General features: G+C 65.9%; 13 protein-coding genes. 7 read left to right on the top strand and 6 right to left on the bottom strand.

Annotation, left to right across the window (positions count from 1 at the left end; all coding sequences use genetic code 11):
* Positions 1–10 precede the first annotated feature (10 nt).
* On the bottom strand, positions 11–790 hold the full coding sequence (locus BLIN9172_RS05845; protein WP_101554217.1) for an IclR family transcriptional regulator: 780 nt from the start codon (positions 788–790) through the stop codon (positions 11–13).
* Positions 791–951: 161 nt separating this feature from the next.
* Here BLIN9172_RS05845 and BLIN9172_RS05840 point away from each other — a divergent pair, with 161 nt between their 5' ends.
* The 3 genes from BLIN9172_RS05840 (at position 952) to BLIN9172_RS05830 (ending at position 4,607) form a co-directional block, all read left to right on the top strand.
* Complete coding sequence (locus BLIN9172_RS05840) at positions 952–2,334, top strand: NAD-dependent malic enzyme (protein WP_101554216.1); 1,383 nt, start codon at positions 952–954, stop codon at positions 2,332–2,334.
* Positions 2,335–2,434: 100 nt separating this feature from the next.
* Positions 2,435–3,748 carry a DUF6986 family protein gene (locus BLIN9172_RS05835; RefSeq protein ID WP_101554215.1) on the top strand — a complete coding sequence of 438 codons (1,314 nt, stop codon included), beginning with the start codon at positions 2,435–2,437 and terminating at the stop codon, positions 3,746–3,748.
* A 34-nt stretch (positions 3,749–3,782) separates the two neighbouring features.
* A complete protein-coding gene (locus BLIN9172_RS05830; RefSeq protein WP_101554214.1) occupies positions 3,783–4,607 on the top strand; it encodes a bifunctional allantoicase/(S)-ureidoglycine aminohydrolase in 825 nt (274 codons plus the stop codon).
* Positions 4,608–4,733: 126 nt separating this feature from the next.
* On the opposite strand, the gene BLIN9172_RS05825 is transcribed toward BLIN9172_RS05830, so the two are convergent.
* A complete protein-coding gene (locus BLIN9172_RS05825) occupies positions 4,734–6,209 on the bottom strand; it encodes a malate:quinone oxidoreductase (protein WP_101554213.1) in 1,476 nt (491 codons plus the stop codon).
* 214 nt (positions 6,210–6,423) lie between these two features.
* On the opposite strand from BLIN9172_RS05825, the gene BLIN9172_RS05820 reads away from it, so the two are divergent.
* The gene (locus BLIN9172_RS05820; protein ID WP_101554212.1) at positions 6,424–7,485 is read left to right on the top strand and encodes an aminotransferase class I/II-fold pyridoxal phosphate-dependent enzyme; all 1,062 of its coding nucleotides are present in this window, start codon (positions 6,424–6,426) and stop codon (positions 7,483–7,485) included.
* A gap of 2 nt (positions 7,486–7,487) precedes the next feature.
* On the top strand, positions 7,488–8,894 hold the full coding sequence (locus tag BLIN9172_RS05815) for an FAD-binding oxidoreductase (protein WP_101554211.1): 1,407 nt from the start codon (positions 7,488–7,490) through the stop codon (positions 8,892–8,894).
* A 19-nt stretch (positions 8,895–8,913) separates the two neighbouring features.
* On the opposite strand, the gene BLIN9172_RS05810 is transcribed toward BLIN9172_RS05815, so the two are convergent.
* Positions 8,914–9,519 (bottom strand): flavin reductase family protein, encoded by a 606-nt coding sequence (locus BLIN9172_RS05810; RefSeq protein ID WP_240812023.1) that lies wholly within the window; start codon positions 9,517–9,519, stop codon positions 8,914–8,916.
* Between the two features lie 105 nt (positions 9,520–9,624).
* On the opposite strand from BLIN9172_RS05810, the gene BLIN9172_RS05805 reads away from it, so the two are divergent.
* Positions 9,625–10,632 (top strand): isopenicillin N synthase family dioxygenase, encoded by a 1,008-nt coding sequence (locus BLIN9172_RS05805; RefSeq protein ID WP_101554210.1) that lies wholly within the window; start codon positions 9,625–9,627, stop codon positions 10,630–10,632.
* Between the two features lie 4 nt (positions 10,633–10,636).
* On the opposite strand, the gene mmuM is transcribed toward BLIN9172_RS05805, so the two are convergent.
* Entirely contained in the window at positions 10,637–11,554 is a 918-nt protein-coding gene (gene mmuM / locus BLIN9172_RS05800) for a homocysteine S-methyltransferase (protein ID WP_101554209.1), read from the bottom strand.
* A gap of 21 nt (positions 11,555–11,575) precedes the next feature.
* Between mmuM and tgt the strand changes: the two genes are divergently transcribed.
* Positions 11,576–12,832 (top strand): tRNA guanosine(34) transglycosylase Tgt, encoded by a 1,257-nt coding sequence (tgt, locus tag BLIN9172_RS05795; RefSeq protein ID WP_205751040.1) that lies wholly within the window; start codon positions 11,576–11,578, stop codon positions 12,830–12,832.
* A 248-nt stretch (positions 12,833–13,080) separates the two neighbouring features.
* Here tgt and BLIN9172_RS05790 read toward each other — a convergent pair whose 3' ends face one another.
* Positions 13,081–13,839: a queuosine precursor transporter gene (locus tag BLIN9172_RS05790; protein WP_240812024.1), complete on the bottom strand. Its 759-nt coding sequence runs from the start codon at positions 13,837–13,839 to the stop codon at positions 13,081–13,083.
* Positions 13,820–16,402, bottom strand: a complete 2,583-nt coding sequence (locus BLIN9172_RS05785) for a M3 family metallopeptidase (RefSeq protein WP_101554208.1) — start codon at positions 16,400–16,402, stop codon at positions 13,820–13,822. The genes BLIN9172_RS05790 and BLIN9172_RS05785 overlap by 20 nt, the downstream gene beginning before the upstream one ends.
* Between the last annotated feature and the right edge of the window lie 163 nt (positions 16,403–16,565).

Raw genomic sequence — 16,565 nt, 5'->3', positions numbered from 1 at the left:
AGAACTGAAGTCAGCGGCCGCTCTGCATCTCTGCGGAGATGCGGGCGGCCGCGTCTTTGAGCAGCGGGACCGCGCGATCGGCGAACGACTGGTCGACGCGGCTGATCGGCCCCGATACGGAGATCGCCAAGGGAGCGGGGGAGTCGGGGATGGCCATGGCGAAGCAGCGCACTCCGAGCTCCTGCTCCTGTTCGTCGATGGCATAGCCGCGTTCGCGGATGCGCTCGAGCTCGGCCTCGAGCTCCTCGATCGTGCCGATGCTGTATTCCGTGGGGGTGGGCATGCCCGCGGTGGTCGCGATATGCCTCACCTGCTCGGAGTCGAGGCCCGCGAGGATGGCCTTTCCGACCCCGGTGGCGTGCATATGGGCACGGCGTCCCACCTCGGTGAACATCCTCATCTGTCGATCCGACGCGACCTGATCGACGTAGACGACCATGTCTCCGTCTATCGTTGCCACATTCGCCGACTCCCCGAGTTCGGCGACGAGCTCGCGCAGATAGGGCCGCGCAATCGCGCCGAGCTGCGAGCCGGCGATATCGCCGAGGCGGACCAGCCCGGGTCCGAGCGCATAGCCGCGATCGGGCAGCTGCCGGACCACACCGAGGTTGACCAGGGTGTTGAGCAGACGGTGGATCGTCGGCAGCGGCAGATTGACGTCCGCGGCGATATGGCTCAGCGTTGCCGAGCCCGCGGAGTTCGCAATGCACTCCAGCAGTCCGAATGCACGTTCGACGGACTGTACGCCGCCCTTGGACTGGCGGATCGCCGGGGTGTCCTTGCTGCTCATCGATGTTCCTTAATCTGTGGGAGTCTCGGCAGTGAAACTGCGTTCAGTCTAGTCCTCAAATGGAAGAAACTTTCCGAATTCACTGACACCAACTAGAATTTCCGCTAGGCAAAAGTTATTGTCCATAATACGGAAACTCGATATCAAGGAGGATATTGCCCATGGTCGCCACCAGCCCCGGATACTCCATCACTCTGCGCGTCGGCACCGAGGTCGGTCAGGCCTCGACCTCCGACCTCGTCGCCGCGGCCGCCGCCACCGGTGCGTCGGTCACCGCCCTCGACGTCGTCGAATCCGCACCGCATTCGGTCATCATCGACGTCAGCGCCGATACCCGAGATGTCGCCCATGCCGACGAGGTCTCCGCTGCGCTCAATGCTCTGGACGGCGTGGAGGTCGGCAAGGTCTCTGACCGGACCTTCCTCCTCCACCTCGGCGGCAAGCTCGAATCTGCCCCGAAGGTGCCGCTGCGCAACCGTGACGACCTCTCCCGCGCCTACACCCCGGGCGTGGCCCGCGTGTGCAAGGCGATCGCTGAGAACAAAGAGGATGCCCGCCGGCTGACGATCAAACGCAACACCGTCGCCGTGGTCACCGACGGCACCGCGGTGCTCGGTCTCGGCGATATCGGTCCCGAAGCGGCCATGCCGGTGATGGAGGGCAAGGCCGTGCTGTTCAAGCAGTTCGCCGACGTCGACGCCTGGCCGGTGGCCCTCGATACGAAGGACACCGAGGAGATCATCTCCATCTGCAAGGCCCTCGCCCCGGCCTACGGCGGAATCAACCTCGAGGACATCGCGGCCCCGCGCTGCTTCGAGATCGAGGCCCGGCTGCGCGAGGAACTCGACATCCCCGTCTTCCACGATGACCAGCACGGCACCGGCGTCGTCACCCTGGCCGCGCTGAAGAACGCACTCAAGGTCGTGGGCAAGAAGCTCGAGGACCTGCGCATCGTCGTCTCGGGAGTCGGCGCGGCCGGCAACGCCATCATCCGCCTCCTCCAGGTCGCCGGAGCCACGAACATCATCGCCTGCGGCCGGGACGGAGCGATCGGCCCGGATTCGACCGTCGACACCGACCACAAGAGGTGGCTGCAGGCGAACACGAACCCCGAGGGCTTCTCCGGCACGCTGAAGGAAGCCGTCGTCGGTGCCGACGCATTCATCGGCGTCTCCGCCCCGAACGTGCTGAACGGGGACGATATCGCGGCCATGAACACGGACGCGCTGGTCTTCGCCATGGCCAATCCCGACCCCGAGGTCGACCCCGCCGAGGCGGCGAAGCACGCCGCCGTCGTGGCCACCGGCCGCAGCGACTTCCCGAACCAGATCAACAACGTGCTCGCGTTCCCCGGGATCTTCCGCGGCCTCCTCGATGCCGAAGCCCGCGACGTCGACGAGAACATCATGGTCGCCGCCGCCGATGCCATCGCCTCGTGCATCCCCGAGGACGAACTCCACCCCGGCTACGTCATCCCCTCGGTCTTCGACCCGGAGGTGGCGAAGAAGGTCGCCGAGGCGGTCGCCCACGTCTCGTCCCGATGACCCGGAGAGCCTTACGTGCCAGGCGGTGGTGAATGAGAGACAATGAGGCCGAGCCGGGCATTGCCGCCTCGCCGTCGAACCCCGTGCAGAGAAAGAGAATATGAAAGTGGAACGATCAACACTGGCCGATATCGACTCACTGCTGGGGGACACAGACGAGCTTCTGGCGACCGCGTATCCGGGAGATCGCGACGTCCGACAGCCCGTGCACACCGTGTACGTGCCCGGACACCGCACGAGTGCGGACCTGCCGTACCAGTGGGGTCAGCAGGCGCTCGAATGCGTCGAGGCCCACGGCGGAATGCTGCAGCTGGCCGAACGTGTCATCACCGCCGCCCGGAAGGAATCCGGGCCCGCGATCCCCGGCCAGGTGGCCAGCATCCATCAGGTGGCACGAGAGGCCGAACTCCTCGCCGAGGCGGTCACCGCGAAGCTCGAACGTGAGCCGATCGAGGACCTGCGCTTGGATTTCGAAGACGGTTTCGGCGACCAGGGCGATGAGACCGAGGACCGGTGGGTCGTCCAGGCCGCCCGCGATGCGGTGGCCGGACGCACCGAGAGGGGAGCCCCCGGCTTCGTCGGCATCCGCTTCAAATGCCTGGAGAAGGCCACCCGGGAACGCGGTCTGCGCACCCTCGACCTGTTCCTGACCGAGCTCATCAAGACCGGCGGCAGTCTGCCGGACAACCTCGTGCTCACCCTTCCGAAGGTCAGCACCGTCGACCAGGTGAGGGCGATGGTGCTCGCCGCGCGTGCGCTGGAAGCCGAGCACCGCCTCGGCGAGGGGACGATCACCTTCGAGATTCAGGTCGAGACTCCGCAGATCGTCCTCGCCGCCGACGGCACCGTGCCCCTGGCGACGGCACTGCAGGCGGGGGCCGGGCGCGTGACCTCGCTGCACTACGGAACCTATGACTATTCGGCGTCGCTGGGCGTGGCCGCGGCCTACCAGGCGATGGACCATCCGGTTGCGGACTTCGCGAAGAACCAGATGATGCTCGCCGTCGCCGGCACCGGAGTCCACCTCTCCGACGGGTCGACGAACATCCTCCCGCTCGGCGAGCCTGCAGAGGTCCACCACGGTTGGGCGCTGCACGCCGGCCTCGTCCGCCGCCACCTCAAGCGGGGGATCTACCAGGGCTGGGACCTGCACCCGCACCAGCTGCCGACCCGGTTCCTGGCGACCTTCGCCTTCTACCGCGAAGGCGGGGCCCGGGCGGCGCAGCGCCTGCACGACTATGTGTTCAAGGCGGATTCGACGGTCCTCGACGAACCCGCCACCGCGAAGGCGCTCGCCCGCTACCTCGATCGGGGGCTCGTCTGCGGAGCCCACACCGAGGAGTTCGTGACCTCGCGGACGAACCTCAGCCTCACCCAGCTCGGGCAGCTCGCCCGCACCGGCTTGCTCGACTGAGCGCACTGACCACCGACCGAAGGAGACCCCGCCCATGACGACGACCGACCCGTACACCTACTGGGCCCCGACCGGCGGACACCCGCCGCAGTCCGATCTGCTCACCGACCGCGCGCTCGTCACCGAGGCCTATACGGTCATCCCGCGCGGAGTGCTGCGCGACATCGTCACCTCGAATCTGCCCGAATGGACCGGGACCCGGTCGTGGGTGCTGAGCAAGCCCGTGGCCGGGGGAGCGGTGACGTTCTCGCAGACGATCCTCGAAGTCGCCCCCGGAGGCGGCTCCGAGAAGCCGGAACCGCAGCCCGAGGTCGAGGGGTTCCTCTTCGTCATGGCGGGAACGCTCGAGGTCACCCATGAGGGCACCGCGCACACGCTGACCCCGGGAGGGTTCGCGTTCCTGCCCGCCGGATCGACGTGGTCGGCGAAGTCCACCGGCACCGAGGCGGCCCGCTTCCATTGGGTGCGCAAACGCTACCAGCCCGTGGCCGGGCTGACCCCGGAGGCGAAGTTCGGCAACGAAGCCGATGTCGAGCCCTCGCCGATGCCCGGCACCGACGGGCGCTGGCGCACGACCCGTCCGCTCGACCCGGACGATCTCGCCTATGACATGCACGTCAACATCGTCACGTTCGAGGCCGGAGCGGTCATCCCGTTCGAGGAGACGCACGAGATGGAGCACGGCCTCTACGTGCTCGAGGGCAAGGCCGTCTACCGTCTCAACGGCGACTGGGTCGAGGTGCAGGAGGGTGACTTCATCTCCATGCGCGCCTTCTGCCCGCAGGCCTGCTACGCCGGCGGGCCCGGACGCTTCCGCTACCTGCTCTACAAGGACGTCAACCGCCAAGTCGAGCTCTGAGGCCCTGCTGAGGGACTTAGCCTGAGGCCCTGCTGAGGGACCTGGCCTGACACAAGAAGCGGCCTGCCGGAAGTGATTCCGGCAGGCCGCTTCTCTCGCCTGCGCTGTGTCAGATGAAGCCCAGTGTCAGATGAGCTGCAGCGTCCGCGAGGTGTATTCGGAGACCTCCTTGAGCAGCGTCTCGTCGTCGACGAGGTCGCGGCCGAGCGACGGGATCATGTTCTTGAAGCTCTTCTCCCAGCCCGCGTACTCACGCGGGAAGCAGGTCTTGAGCAGTTCGATCATGATCGGCACCGCCGTCGAGGCACCCGGCGAGGCGCCGAGGAGAGCGGCGATCGAACCGTCGGCCGATGAGATGAGCTCGGTGCCGAACTGGAGCACACCGCCCTTCTTCGGACCCTTCTTCATCACCTGCACGCGCTGACCGGCCTGGATGAACTCCCAGTCGGATGGGTCGATGTTCGGGATGAACTGGTTCATCGCCTCGAAGCGCGCCTTCTTCGTCGCAGCCAGCTCGCCGAGGAGGTAGGTGACTAGATCCGTGTTGTCCTTGGCGACGTTGAGCATCGTGGCGAGGTTGTTCCCGCGCACGGAGAACGGCAGGTCGGTGAAGCGTCCCTTCTTGAGGAACTTCGGCGAGAAGCCGGCGTAGGGGCCGAACATCAGGTAGTCCTTGCCGTCGACGACACGGGTGTCGAGGTGCGGCACGGACATCGGGGGAGCACCCTGTGCCGCCTGGCCGTAGACCTTCGCCTGGTGGCGGGCGACGAGATCCTCATTGCCGGTGCGCAGGAAGATTCCGGAGACCGGGAAGCCGCCGTAGCCGCGTCCCTCGGGGATGCCGGACTTCTGCAGCAGCGGCAGCGCGCCGCCGCCGGCACCGACGAAGACGAACTTCGCGCCCACCTGGTGGGTCTCGTGCGAGAGCAGGTCCTTGACGGTGAGAGTCCATCCGTCGGAGGAGCGCTGCAGATCGGTGACCTGGTGGCTGGTGCGCACGGTCGCGCCCTTGTCGGCGATGTAGCTGAGCAGCTGAGTCGACAGAGAGCCGAAGTCGACGTCAGTGCCCTTCTTGATCCGCGAGATGCCGTTGACCTGTCCCGGTCCGCGGCCGTCGAACATCAGCGGCAGCCAGTCGGCCTGAGTCGCCGGGTCGTCGGTGTACTCCATGTCCGCGAACAGCGGGTTGCGCACCATCGTCTCGTAGCGGTTCTTGATGTAGTCACGGCCCTTGTCGCCGCGGCCGTAGCTGACGTGGGCGATGGGGTTGATGAAGGATTTCGGGTCGGTGATGACACCGGTGTCGACGAGGTGCGACCAGTACTGGCGCGAGTGGTGGAACTGCTGGTTGATGTTCGAGGCCTTCTCCAGGTCGATCTGACCGTTGGAGTCCTCGGGGGTGTAGTTGAGTTCGCAGAGTGCGGCGTGGCCGGTGCCGGCATTGTTCCAGGGATCCGAGCTCTCGGTGGCCACATAGTCGAGCTTCTCGTACACACGGATGTCCCATTCGGGCTGAAGTTCGGTCAGCATGGCGCCCAGCGTGGCGCTCATGATGCCGCCGCCGATCAAGACGACGTCGACTTTTTCCTGCGGTGAGGGCATTTGGACTCTCATTCCTCGTCTCTGACTACGTGTATTCGTCTCTCAGGGTACTCTCCGGCATCAGCACTCCTGTAACTCGGGCAGTGGCAACAGCGTGTGGCGAGAGCATTCTCACAGCGGATGAGTGTCCGCCCCAGCCGTCGGAATCCGACCATTCGGACGCTTTGGCAAGACAGTCTGTGTTGCTCGCCACAAGGTGTGCAACTATGGGCACATGTCCAAACGTTTCCTGCTCCGTGACGCGCTCGCCGAGTTCCCTCCCTATGTTCCCGGCAAGCCTCCCGTCGCATCCCCGGGCCTGACCCCGTTCAAACTGTCCTCGAACGAGAACCACCTGCCGCCGCTGCCGGGCATCGTCGAATCGGTGGCGACCGCCTCGGCGATTCCGGGGAACTACCCCGATCCCACCGCGGCCGCGCTCGTGGCCGATATCGCCTCCCACCTCGATGTCGAACCCGCCGAGGTGGTCCCCGGCGCCGGGGCCTCCGAGGTCCTCACGGCGCTGACGAACATCACCCTCGAGGCGGGCACCTCCGTGGTCTATCCGTGGCCGTCGTTCGAGATGTACCCGATCCTCGCCTCGGCGCGGGGTGCCCAGAAGCGCCCCGTCGATCTCCTGGCAGACGGTCGCCACGACTTCGCCGGCCTGGCTGCGGCGATCGATGACACGACCCGCCTCGTGCTGCTGTGCTCGCCGAACAATCCGACCGGTCCGACGATCACGGACGCCGAACTCGAGGGATTCCTCGCCGAGGTGCCCGAGTCTGTCATCGTCGTCCTCGACGAGGCGTACCTCGAATTCGCCACCGAGGCGGCCGACGGTCTGGCCGCGCGGAAGCGGCACCCGAATCTCGTGCTCGCCCGCACCTTCTCGAAGGCGCACGGCCTGGCGGGTCTGCGTGTGGGCTACGGCATCGCCGATGTCGAGATCGCCTCGGCGATGCGACAGGTCATCGCTCCGTTCTCCGTCACCGCCGGCGCTCAGGCCGCGGCCCGGGAATCGCTGTCCCGGGTCGACGAGGTGGCCGTGCGCGCCAAGGAGAGCGCCGCGGTGCGCGACCGGTTCGCGCATGATCTGCGGGAGCTGGGTCTGTCCGTGCCCGACGCCCAGGGCAACTATGTGTGGATCGCACTCGACCCCGAGGCGGCCGTCGCCTTCGAAGGCGAGTGTGCGAAGCAGGCCGTGGCCGTGCGTCGCCTGCAGGGCGGCGTGCGTGTGAGCATCGGACCCGATGAGGCACTCGAGCGCGTGCTCAAGGTGGCTGCGTCGCTGTGACGATGAGTGCAGACGCTGCAGTGACTGCGGATCTGTCCGGACTCGCCGCCGAGTTGAGTCCGGGAGCGTTGGTCACCGATCGGGATGTCATCGACTCCTATTCGGCGGACAAGGCCCTGTTCTGTCCGGTCGGGACTGCCTCGGCGCTCGTTCGTGCTGCCGACGTCGATGATGTGGTCGCGGTGATGCGCTTCGCCACCGCGCATCGGATCCCGGTGGTCACTCAGGGTTCCAGGACGGGTTTGTCGGGGGCGGCGAACGCCACCGATGGGGCGATCCTGCTCAACGTCGCGAAGCTGAACGCGATCGTCGATATCGACGAGGTGAACCAGACGTGCCGTGTCCAGCCCGGTGTGATCAACCAAGATCTCAAATCGGCTCTGGCCGAGCACGGTCTGTCGTATCCGCCGGATCCGGGGTCGGTGGCGATCTCCACGATCGGCGGGAACGTGGCGACGAATGCCGGTGGCATGTGCTGTGTGAAGTACGGGGTGACGCGAGACTATGTGCGCGGTCTGACCGTGGTCCTCGCCGATGGGACAGTGACCCGGTTGGGTCGGCAGACGGCGAAGGGTGTGGCCGGTCTCGATCTGGCGGGTCTGTTCGTCGGGTCCGAGGGGACACTGGGAGTCATCGTCGAGATCACCCTCGGGCTCAGACCTCTGTTGGCTCCGCCGGTGACCGGTGTCGGGATCTTCCCGGACTTGGAGTCGGCCGGGCATACGGTCTCTGAGTTCATGGCGTCCGGGGCGGCCCCGTCGATGCTCGAGCTCATGGACGGAGGCACCGTGGGCATGATCAATGCCTATGGTGATTTCGGGCTGCCCGACGGGGCCGGTGCGCTGTTGTTGGTGCAGTCGGATGCTCCGGGGCAGGCTGGTGTGACCGAGCTGGAATCGTTCGAGGCGATCGCCAGGGCGCAGGGTGCCGATGAGGTGTTCTTCTCCGATGATCCGGCGGATTCGGAGATGCTGGTGGCGGCCCGGCGTGCGGTGTCTCCGGCGATGGAGAAGTACGTGTCGGGGCTTGGTGGGGGAGAGCTCATTGATGATGTGTGCGTTCCTCGGTCCCGCCTCGGCGAGTTCTTCGCCAGGTTGGACGAGATCGCGGCCGCGCACTCGGTGGAGGTGTCCACGGCCGGTCATGCCGGGGATGGGAACATGCATCCGAGTGTGCTCTTCGATGCTCACGATCCGGCGAGCGTGGCCGAAGCGAAGGAGACGTTCGCGGAGATCATGCAGCTTGGTCTGGATCTGGGTGGGACGATCACGGGTGAGCACGGGGTCGGGTATCTGAAGAAGGACTGGCTGGTGCGCGAACTCGATGCCGGCGCTCAGATGCTGCAGTCGTCGATCAAGTCCGCGGTCGATCCTTTGGGGATCCTCAACCCCGGCAAGATGCTCGGCTGAGCTCCTCGGGTGATCGAACTCAGCCCGGTCGGCGCATGTCGAAGCGCTGATCCGAGCTGATCCCGAAGTATGCGGTCGGTCCGCCGCCGCGCAGCACCGGCTCGGCGGCGGCTGTGTCGACGATCCCGTCGGTGAGCAGGGATTCGTCGAGATGGACCCCCACCACTTCACCCACGGTGAACCACGAGCCGGAGCTCTCCCCGTCCGCGGTGAGCAGGTCGATGATCTGAGTGACTCGGCATTCGAAGGTCGCCGGTGAGGCTGCCACACGTGGCGCAGAGATCTCCACGGACTCGGCCGCCTCGACGTCTGCGGCGGAGAACTCGTCGACCTCCGCGGTGGTCGACGAGGCGTTCATCGCCTCGGCGAGGGTCCGAGTGACGAGGTTCCAGGTGAACTCCCCGGTCTCTCGGCAGTTGGCAACGGTGTCCTTCCACGCGTTGCTGGAGAAGCCCACGAGCGGTGGAGAGTAGTTCAGCGCATTGAAGAACGAATAGGGCGCGAGATTGCGGCGGCCCTCGGCATCGACTGTGCCGATCCAGCCGATGGGTCGCGGTGCGACGATGGCGTTGAAGGGGTCGTGCGGCAGGCGGTGGCCCTCGGACGGGCGATAGAAGTGGGTCACCCGACCATTCAAGCAGGAGTTCCGGGAGAGCACACTGTGACTGAGTGTTGCGCACGATGACGGAATGCCGCTGCGACGACGGCGGACGTGCCTATCGTCTGTGACATGACCGTCACCCAGCTCCCCATCCTCGACCTCAGCCTGGCCGATGACCCCGCGACCGCCGAGGCATTCCGTGCGGACCTGCGCCGCATCACCCATGAGATCGGCTTCTTCTACCTCACCGGCCACGGAATTCCCGATGCCGACTTCACCCGCATCATCGACGTCGCCGATCGCTTCTTCGCTCTGCCCGAGGAAGAGAAGCTCGCGATCGAGAACACGAACTCCCCGCACTTCCGCGGCTACACTCGTACCGGCGGCGAACGCACCCAAGGCCGCGTCGACTGGCGGGAGCAGATCGACATCGGCCCAGAACGCGCACCCGTGACCGAACCGGTCAACGACTTCGACCACCTCACCGGTCCCAACCAGTACCCGGAATCGCTGCCCGAGCTGCGCGAGGCCACGGAATCCTGGCACGCGCAGCTGAGCGAGGTCGGCGCTCGTCTCCTCGAACAGTGGGCGCTGAGCCTCGGTCAGGCGGGCGATCATTTCGCGTCCGCCTTCGCCGAGGATGCCGAATCCTTCATCAAGATCGTCCGCTACCCCGAAGCCGAATCCGAGTCCGTCACCCAGGGCGTGGGCGAACACCGGGACGCCGGCACACTCACCCTGCTCTACCCGCAGCCGGGCACCACCGGCCTGCAGGTGCTCACCGATGACGGTTGGATCGATGCGGATCCGATCGAGAACACCTTCGTCGTCAACATCGGCAAACTCCTCGAAGTCGCCACGAACGGCTACCTCAAAGCCACCGTCCACCGTGTCCTGCCGACCGGACCCGGGCAGGACCGCATCTCCATCCCGTTCTTCTTCAACCCGGCTCTGAACGCTCGTCTGCCCGAGGTCGAATTGCCCGCCGAACTCGCCGCCGATGCCCGCGGTGTGACTCAGGACGAACGCGACGCTCTGCACGCCGTGTACGGCGAGAACGCCTTCCTCTCCCGGCTGCGGTCCCACCCGAACGTCGCCGAGAAGTTCTATCCGGACCTCGTGAGAGCTCGGGCCTGAGGACTCAGGCTCGGGTCCGCTCCGTCAGGACTGCGATGTCCTCCGGACGCACCCGACAGCAGCCGCCGATGATCCGCGCGCCGAGGCGGGTCCACTCCGCCACCGGCCACGAACCGACGCCGGCTTCCGCGCCGTCGCGCCAGGTCAGGGTGTTCGCGTCGTAGATCTCACCCGAGTTCGGATAGGCGATGAGCGGCAGATCCGTGTGCCGGGACAGTTCTCTCAGTGCCGGAGTCACCAGGGATGGGCGCACACAGTTGACTCCGATCGCCTGCACACTCGCCGAGGCGGCCGCCGCCTCCGCGAGCTCCGCCAAGGTGCTGCCGTCGGGCAAGGTCGGGACGTTCGTGTCCGTGCCGGTCTGTAGAGTCACGGTCACCCAGGAGGGAAGTCCGGTCTCGTCTGTCAGGCCGATGATCGCTGCGATCTCGTCGAGGCGCGGCTGGGTTTCGATGGCGAGCAGGTCCGCTCCCGCCTCGGCGAGGGCAGCGATGCGCGGACGATGGAAGGCGGTGTATTCGGACGAGGACAAGCGGTAGTCGCCGGTGTATTCGGCACCGTGGCCCAGAGCTGCGCCGTAGGGGCCGACGGAACCGGCGGTGAGGACGTCTCTGCGTTCTGCGGCACTGCGCGCGACTCTCACGCTGTCGGTGATGATCCGGTTGCCTTCCGCGACGCTGATTCCTGCTTCGACGAAGCCCGTCGGCGTCGCCTGGTAACTCGCGGTCGTAAGGATGCGGGCACCGGCATCAGCGAAGGCGGAGTGCACTGCCAGCAGGGTGTCCGGATCACGGCGGATGAGCTCGGCCGACCACAGGGCGTGGCCGAGGTCGATGCCGCGATCTTCGGCGGCGCTGCCCAGACCGCCGTCGATGACGATGGGGGCGGCCTCCGAGAGGGTGAGCATCTGGGTGAACGTCATGGACTTAGTTAAGCTTGTCTGGTGACTGCAGACGAAACTTCGGCGGCATTCGAGACCGCACCCATCAACGACCGATCGAACTTCGGATTCGAGGTGGGCACCCGCATGGACACGGGCGGACGCACCGGGGTCATCCACACCCCGCATGGCGATATCCAGACCCCGGCGTTCATTCCGGTCGGCACGAAGGCCACGGTCAAAGCCGTGCGTCCCGACGAGGTCGCCGAACTCGGCGGTCAGGCGGTGCTCTCGAACGCCTACCACCTCTACCTGCAGCCGGGGTCGGACCTCATCGACGAGGCCGGCGGTCTGGGCAGGTTCATGAACTGGCCGGGACCGACCTTCACCGACTCGGGCGGATTCCAGGTGATGAGCCTGGGGTCGGGATTCAAGAAGGTCATCTCGATGGAGTCGACGGGCGAGCAGAACGATGAACTCGTCGCCGTCGGCAAGGAGCGGCTGTCGAACGTCGACGACGACGGAGTGACGTTCAAGTCCCACCTCGACGGGTCGATGCACCGCTTCACCCCGGAGATCTCGATGCGTGTGCAGCACGAACTCGGCGCCGACATCATGTTCGCCTTCGACGAGCTGACCACTCTGGTCAACACCCGCGGCTACCAGGAGGAATCCCTGGAGAGGACCCGACTGTGGGCGATCCGCTGCATCGAGGAGCACTTCCGCCTCACCGAGGAGCGGTCGCACCGGCCCTACCAGGCGCTGTTCGGTGTGCTGCAGGGTGCGCAGTACGAAGACCTGCGACGGAAGGCCGCCCGCGACCTGGGCGACATGGACTTCGACGGCTTCGGCATCGGCGGTGCGCTGGAGAAGGAGAACCTCGGCATCATCATCCGCTGGGTGTGCGAGGAGCTGCCGGAGAACAAGCCGCGTCACCTGCTGGGCATCTCCGAACCCGACGACCTGTTCGAGGCGATCAAGACCGGCGCGGACACCTTCGACTGCGTCTCGCCCTCCCGTGTGGCCCGCAATGCCGCGATCTACGCCCGCGACGGCCGGTACAACCTCACCGGCGCGAAGTACCGCCGTGATTTCGGCCCGCTCGACCCGGACTGTTCTTGCTACACGTGCCGGAACTACTCACGGGCGTACCTGCGGCACCTGTACAAGGCGAAGGAGATGCTCTTCTCCACCCTGTGCACCATCCACAACGAGCACTTCGTCGTCTCGCTCGTGGACGAGATCCGGCAGTCGATTGTCGACGGCCGCTTCTCAGAGCTGGAGACGGACGTCCTCGGCCGGTACTACGCGAAGAAGTAGGCGCGGACCCGGTGGTGGCGGTCGCCCCGGCCCGTGCCGGTCGGTCTTCGACTGGTCCGTTCCGGTCAGTCATCGACTTCTGATCAGCGCATCGAGTTTTATCTCGATAACCTGATCAGAAGTCGATGCGTTCAGGGACAGAAGTCGATGCGGCCGAGGACGAAACTCGATGACACTCGCCGCAGACCACCGTTCGTACCTGGCCGACCACGCTGCTTCCGGGGCCGGCCACACTGCGTCCGGTTCACCTAAGCCCTGGCGGAGTCGAGTTCGTAGCTGGGTTCGTGGCGTTTGACGAGCTTGATGACGCGGTAGGTCACGGGCAGGAAGATGATCTCGACGGCGACCTTGTAGACGAAGCCGACGATGATGTAGTTGAGGAAGTCGAGCCCCGGGATGACTCCGGCGAAGGCGATGACGCAGAACAGCAGGGTGTCGACGAACTCGCCGACACCGGTCGACGTGAGCAGCCGCACCCACAGCTTCGACTCGCCCATGCGCTTCTTCACCGCCACGAGCACCCAGGAGTTGAGCAGCTGGCCGACGAAGTAGCCGACGAGGGAGGCCGCGACGATACGCGGGTAGAAGCCGAGTACCGCGGCGAAGGCGTCCTGGTTCTCGTAGCCTGGTCCCGGAGGCGAGATGAGCACGAGCCAGAAGACGAAGGTCGCCAGGATCTGCAGGCCGAAACCGGTGATCACAGCCTTGCGAGCGGCTTTGAAGCCGTAGACCTCGCTGATCACATCGCCGAGGATGTACGCGATGGGGAAGAGGAACGCGCCACCGTCGGTGACTACGGGGCCGAAGCCGATGACCTTCGTGGCCGAGATGTTCGAGATGATGAGCACCGCGCAGAACACGGCGAGGAAGACCGCATAGTAGCGGCCCCGAGAGGAAGCGAAAGCTGCGAAACGTGCAGCCGAGGTGGTGTGCGCCGGATCGGTGGTGCGACCCGGCTGCCCAGACTCAGACTCGGAGCGCCCAGACTCAGGACTCTTCTGCGACAACGGTGATTTCCTTTCCTCCGGTGACCGTGAGCAGCTGCTCGTACGTCAGGGGCACCATCGAATTCGGTGTCCCCGCGCCGGCCCAGAGAACAGGATAGTCCTTCAGCGACACATCGACATAGGTGGGAATCGGGCCCGGATGACCGCAGGGTGCGACCCCGCCGATGACCTGCCCCGTGGCCTCGCGCACGAGTTCCTTCGACGCCCGGTCGAGGGAGTCGACGCCGATGAGTTCGGCGACATGGGCGGTGTCGACCCGGTGGGCGCCCGAGGCCATGATGAGCACGGGGGAGCCGCCGGAGGAGAAGATGAGGCTGTTCGCGATCGCCCCGACCTCGATGCCCAGGGCCTCGGCCGCTGCGGCTGCCGTCGGCGTCGAGCCGTCGAAGATCTCGATGCGCGGATCGATGCCCGCAGCCGTGAGATCGGCGGCGACCGCCTCGTGGTTGGGGTGGTCCCACCTCGCCGCGGCGGCTCCGGGCTCGGTCTCGGTCGTGGCCTCCTCGTCCTGATCGTCCGCCTCGGTGACAGGTTCGGCGAGACCGCGGCGGCGCAGCAGCGGGGCGACATCCGGGCGGGTGCCGAAGAAGCGTTCGATCGCGGCCATCGGGTCGACCGAATAGCCCGGCGCGAGGATCGCCTCGCGGAAGGCCTCACCGGCTTCCCGGTTGAGCCCGCCCTGGGCCTCGAACCATTCGCTCACCCAGGCGGCGATGACCTCGGAGTAGAGGTAGGAGTAGTAGCCGGCCGCATAGCCGGAGGCGAAGATGTGTCCGAAGTACGTCGACCGGTAACGGGGCGGAACGAGCGGGGAGAACCCGGCCGCGGCGAGCACCTCGGATTCGAAGGACAGCACCTCGGTGATGTGTTCGCCCCCCTCAAGCGAATGCCAGGACAGGTCGAGCATGGCCGCGGCCAGGTATTCGATCGTGTCGAAGCCCTGCCCGAACTTCTCTGAGGCGATGAGGGCGTCGACGAGTTCGGCCGGCATCGGCTGCCCCGTGTCGACGTGCTTGGCGAAGTGGGGGAGGACCTGCGGGTGGAAGCGCCACATCTCATTGAGCTGGGACGGGAACTCGACATAGTCACGCGGAACCGCAGTGCCCGCCGTCGACGGGTAGGTCGAGTTCGCGAACAGGCCGTGGAGAACATGCCCGAATTCGTGGAACAGGGTCGTCAGCTCGGTCGGATTGAGCAGAGTGGGCCGCCCGGGGCCCGGCTTGGCGAGGTTGAGCGAGAGAGTGACGACCGGCAGCAGCCCGGTCAGTCGGGAGGACGGAACCAGCTGGTCCATCCAGGCTCCGCCGCGCTTGGTGTCCCTGGAATAGGGGTCGATGAGCACGAGCCCCAAGGGACGTTCGGTGACGTCGGTGACCTCGTAGACGCGGACGTCCTCATGCCAGGCCGTCACACCGTCGTAGGGGGCGAAGGTGATGCCGTACAGGCCGGTGGCGGCTCGGAAGACGCCCTCGGTCAGGACCGTGTCGAACTCGAAGTACTTGGCCACCTCGTCGGGGTCGATGCCGAATTCGTCGGCGCGGAACTTCGCAAGGTAGTACTTGACGTCTTCTGCTGCGACCGTCTCGAGGCCGTAGCGGGTCTTGACCTGTGCCAGCTCCTCATCGAGTTGGGCGTTCGCCGGATTGATGAGGGAGGAGACGATATCGGCAGCGGCATCGGGGTTGCCCGCGGTCTGATTGTCGATGGCGAAGGACGAGTAGGAGGGGTATCCGAGCAGATGCGCCTTGAGCGCACGCAGCGCCGTGGTGTCGGCGACCTGGGTGCGGGTGTCGCCGTCGCCGCCGCGGGACCCGCGCGCCATCGAATTGTTCAGCACGTGCCGGCGCGTCTGCGCTGTGTTCAGGGATTCGAGCACACCCTGCTGGGTGAAGTTGTTCAGCGGCAGCAGGTAGCCGTCGACGCCGCGCTCGGCGGCGCGATTCGCCGCTGCCGCGATCTGATCGTCGTTCATCCCGGCCAGGGAATCGGCCTCGCTGAGGTGGACGGCCAACTCGCGCGTATCGAGCTGCAGAGCGCGGGAGAAGGAGTTCTCCAAAGTGGTCAGCTCGGCCGCGATCGTGGCCATCTGCTCTCGTTCCTCTTCGCCGAGGCGGGCTCCCGCACGCACGAAGAGATCGATGGTCAGTTCCTGCTGACGCTTGTCCTCGGGGTTGAGGTCGGCGACCGAGACCTGTTCGATGCGGTGGAAGAGGTCCACGTTGAGCAGGATCTCGGTCTGGGCGGCCGACAGGAGCTCCCAGATCTCGGAGATGGCGTCGGTGAGTTCGGGACGGAGATGATTCGACTCGATGGCTGCGGCGACGGAGGCGATGCGGGTCATCGGCACGGACGCGGATTCGAATCTCACCGTGGTGGAGAAGAACGTGGACTCGGCGTCGTCGGCGACGATGGCCGCCACCTCGGCGCGGGCGAAATCGGTGGCCGTGTGAACCGCGGTCAGCAGCGTCTCTGCGGTGACCGCGGCGAAGTCGGGCAGCGAATAGTCGGTCTGCGGGTCGAGGAACGCTTCCCAGACATCGATGCCGTTCGGATCTGCGTTCATGCTCGACGATTCACTTTCTTAGCCTTGATCCACCGATGTAAATAGCCGGATCAAGCCGTTCGTGGAATGGAAATGCCCCTCCTGAGCTGGGAAAATGGTGATGTTCTAAGTCAACATTCCCGTTCAAGAAAGGGGCACCTCTCAGGTGCTATTCAATCACACG

Origin of the sequence: Brevibacterium linens ATCC 9172, from assembly GCF_900169165.1 — a bacterium.
In the GTDB taxonomy this organism is placed as follows: Bacteria; Actinomycetota; Actinomycetes; order Actinomycetales; family Brevibacteriaceae; genus Brevibacterium; species Brevibacterium linens.
This window is presented reverse-complemented; position numbering and strand designations above follow the sequence as displayed.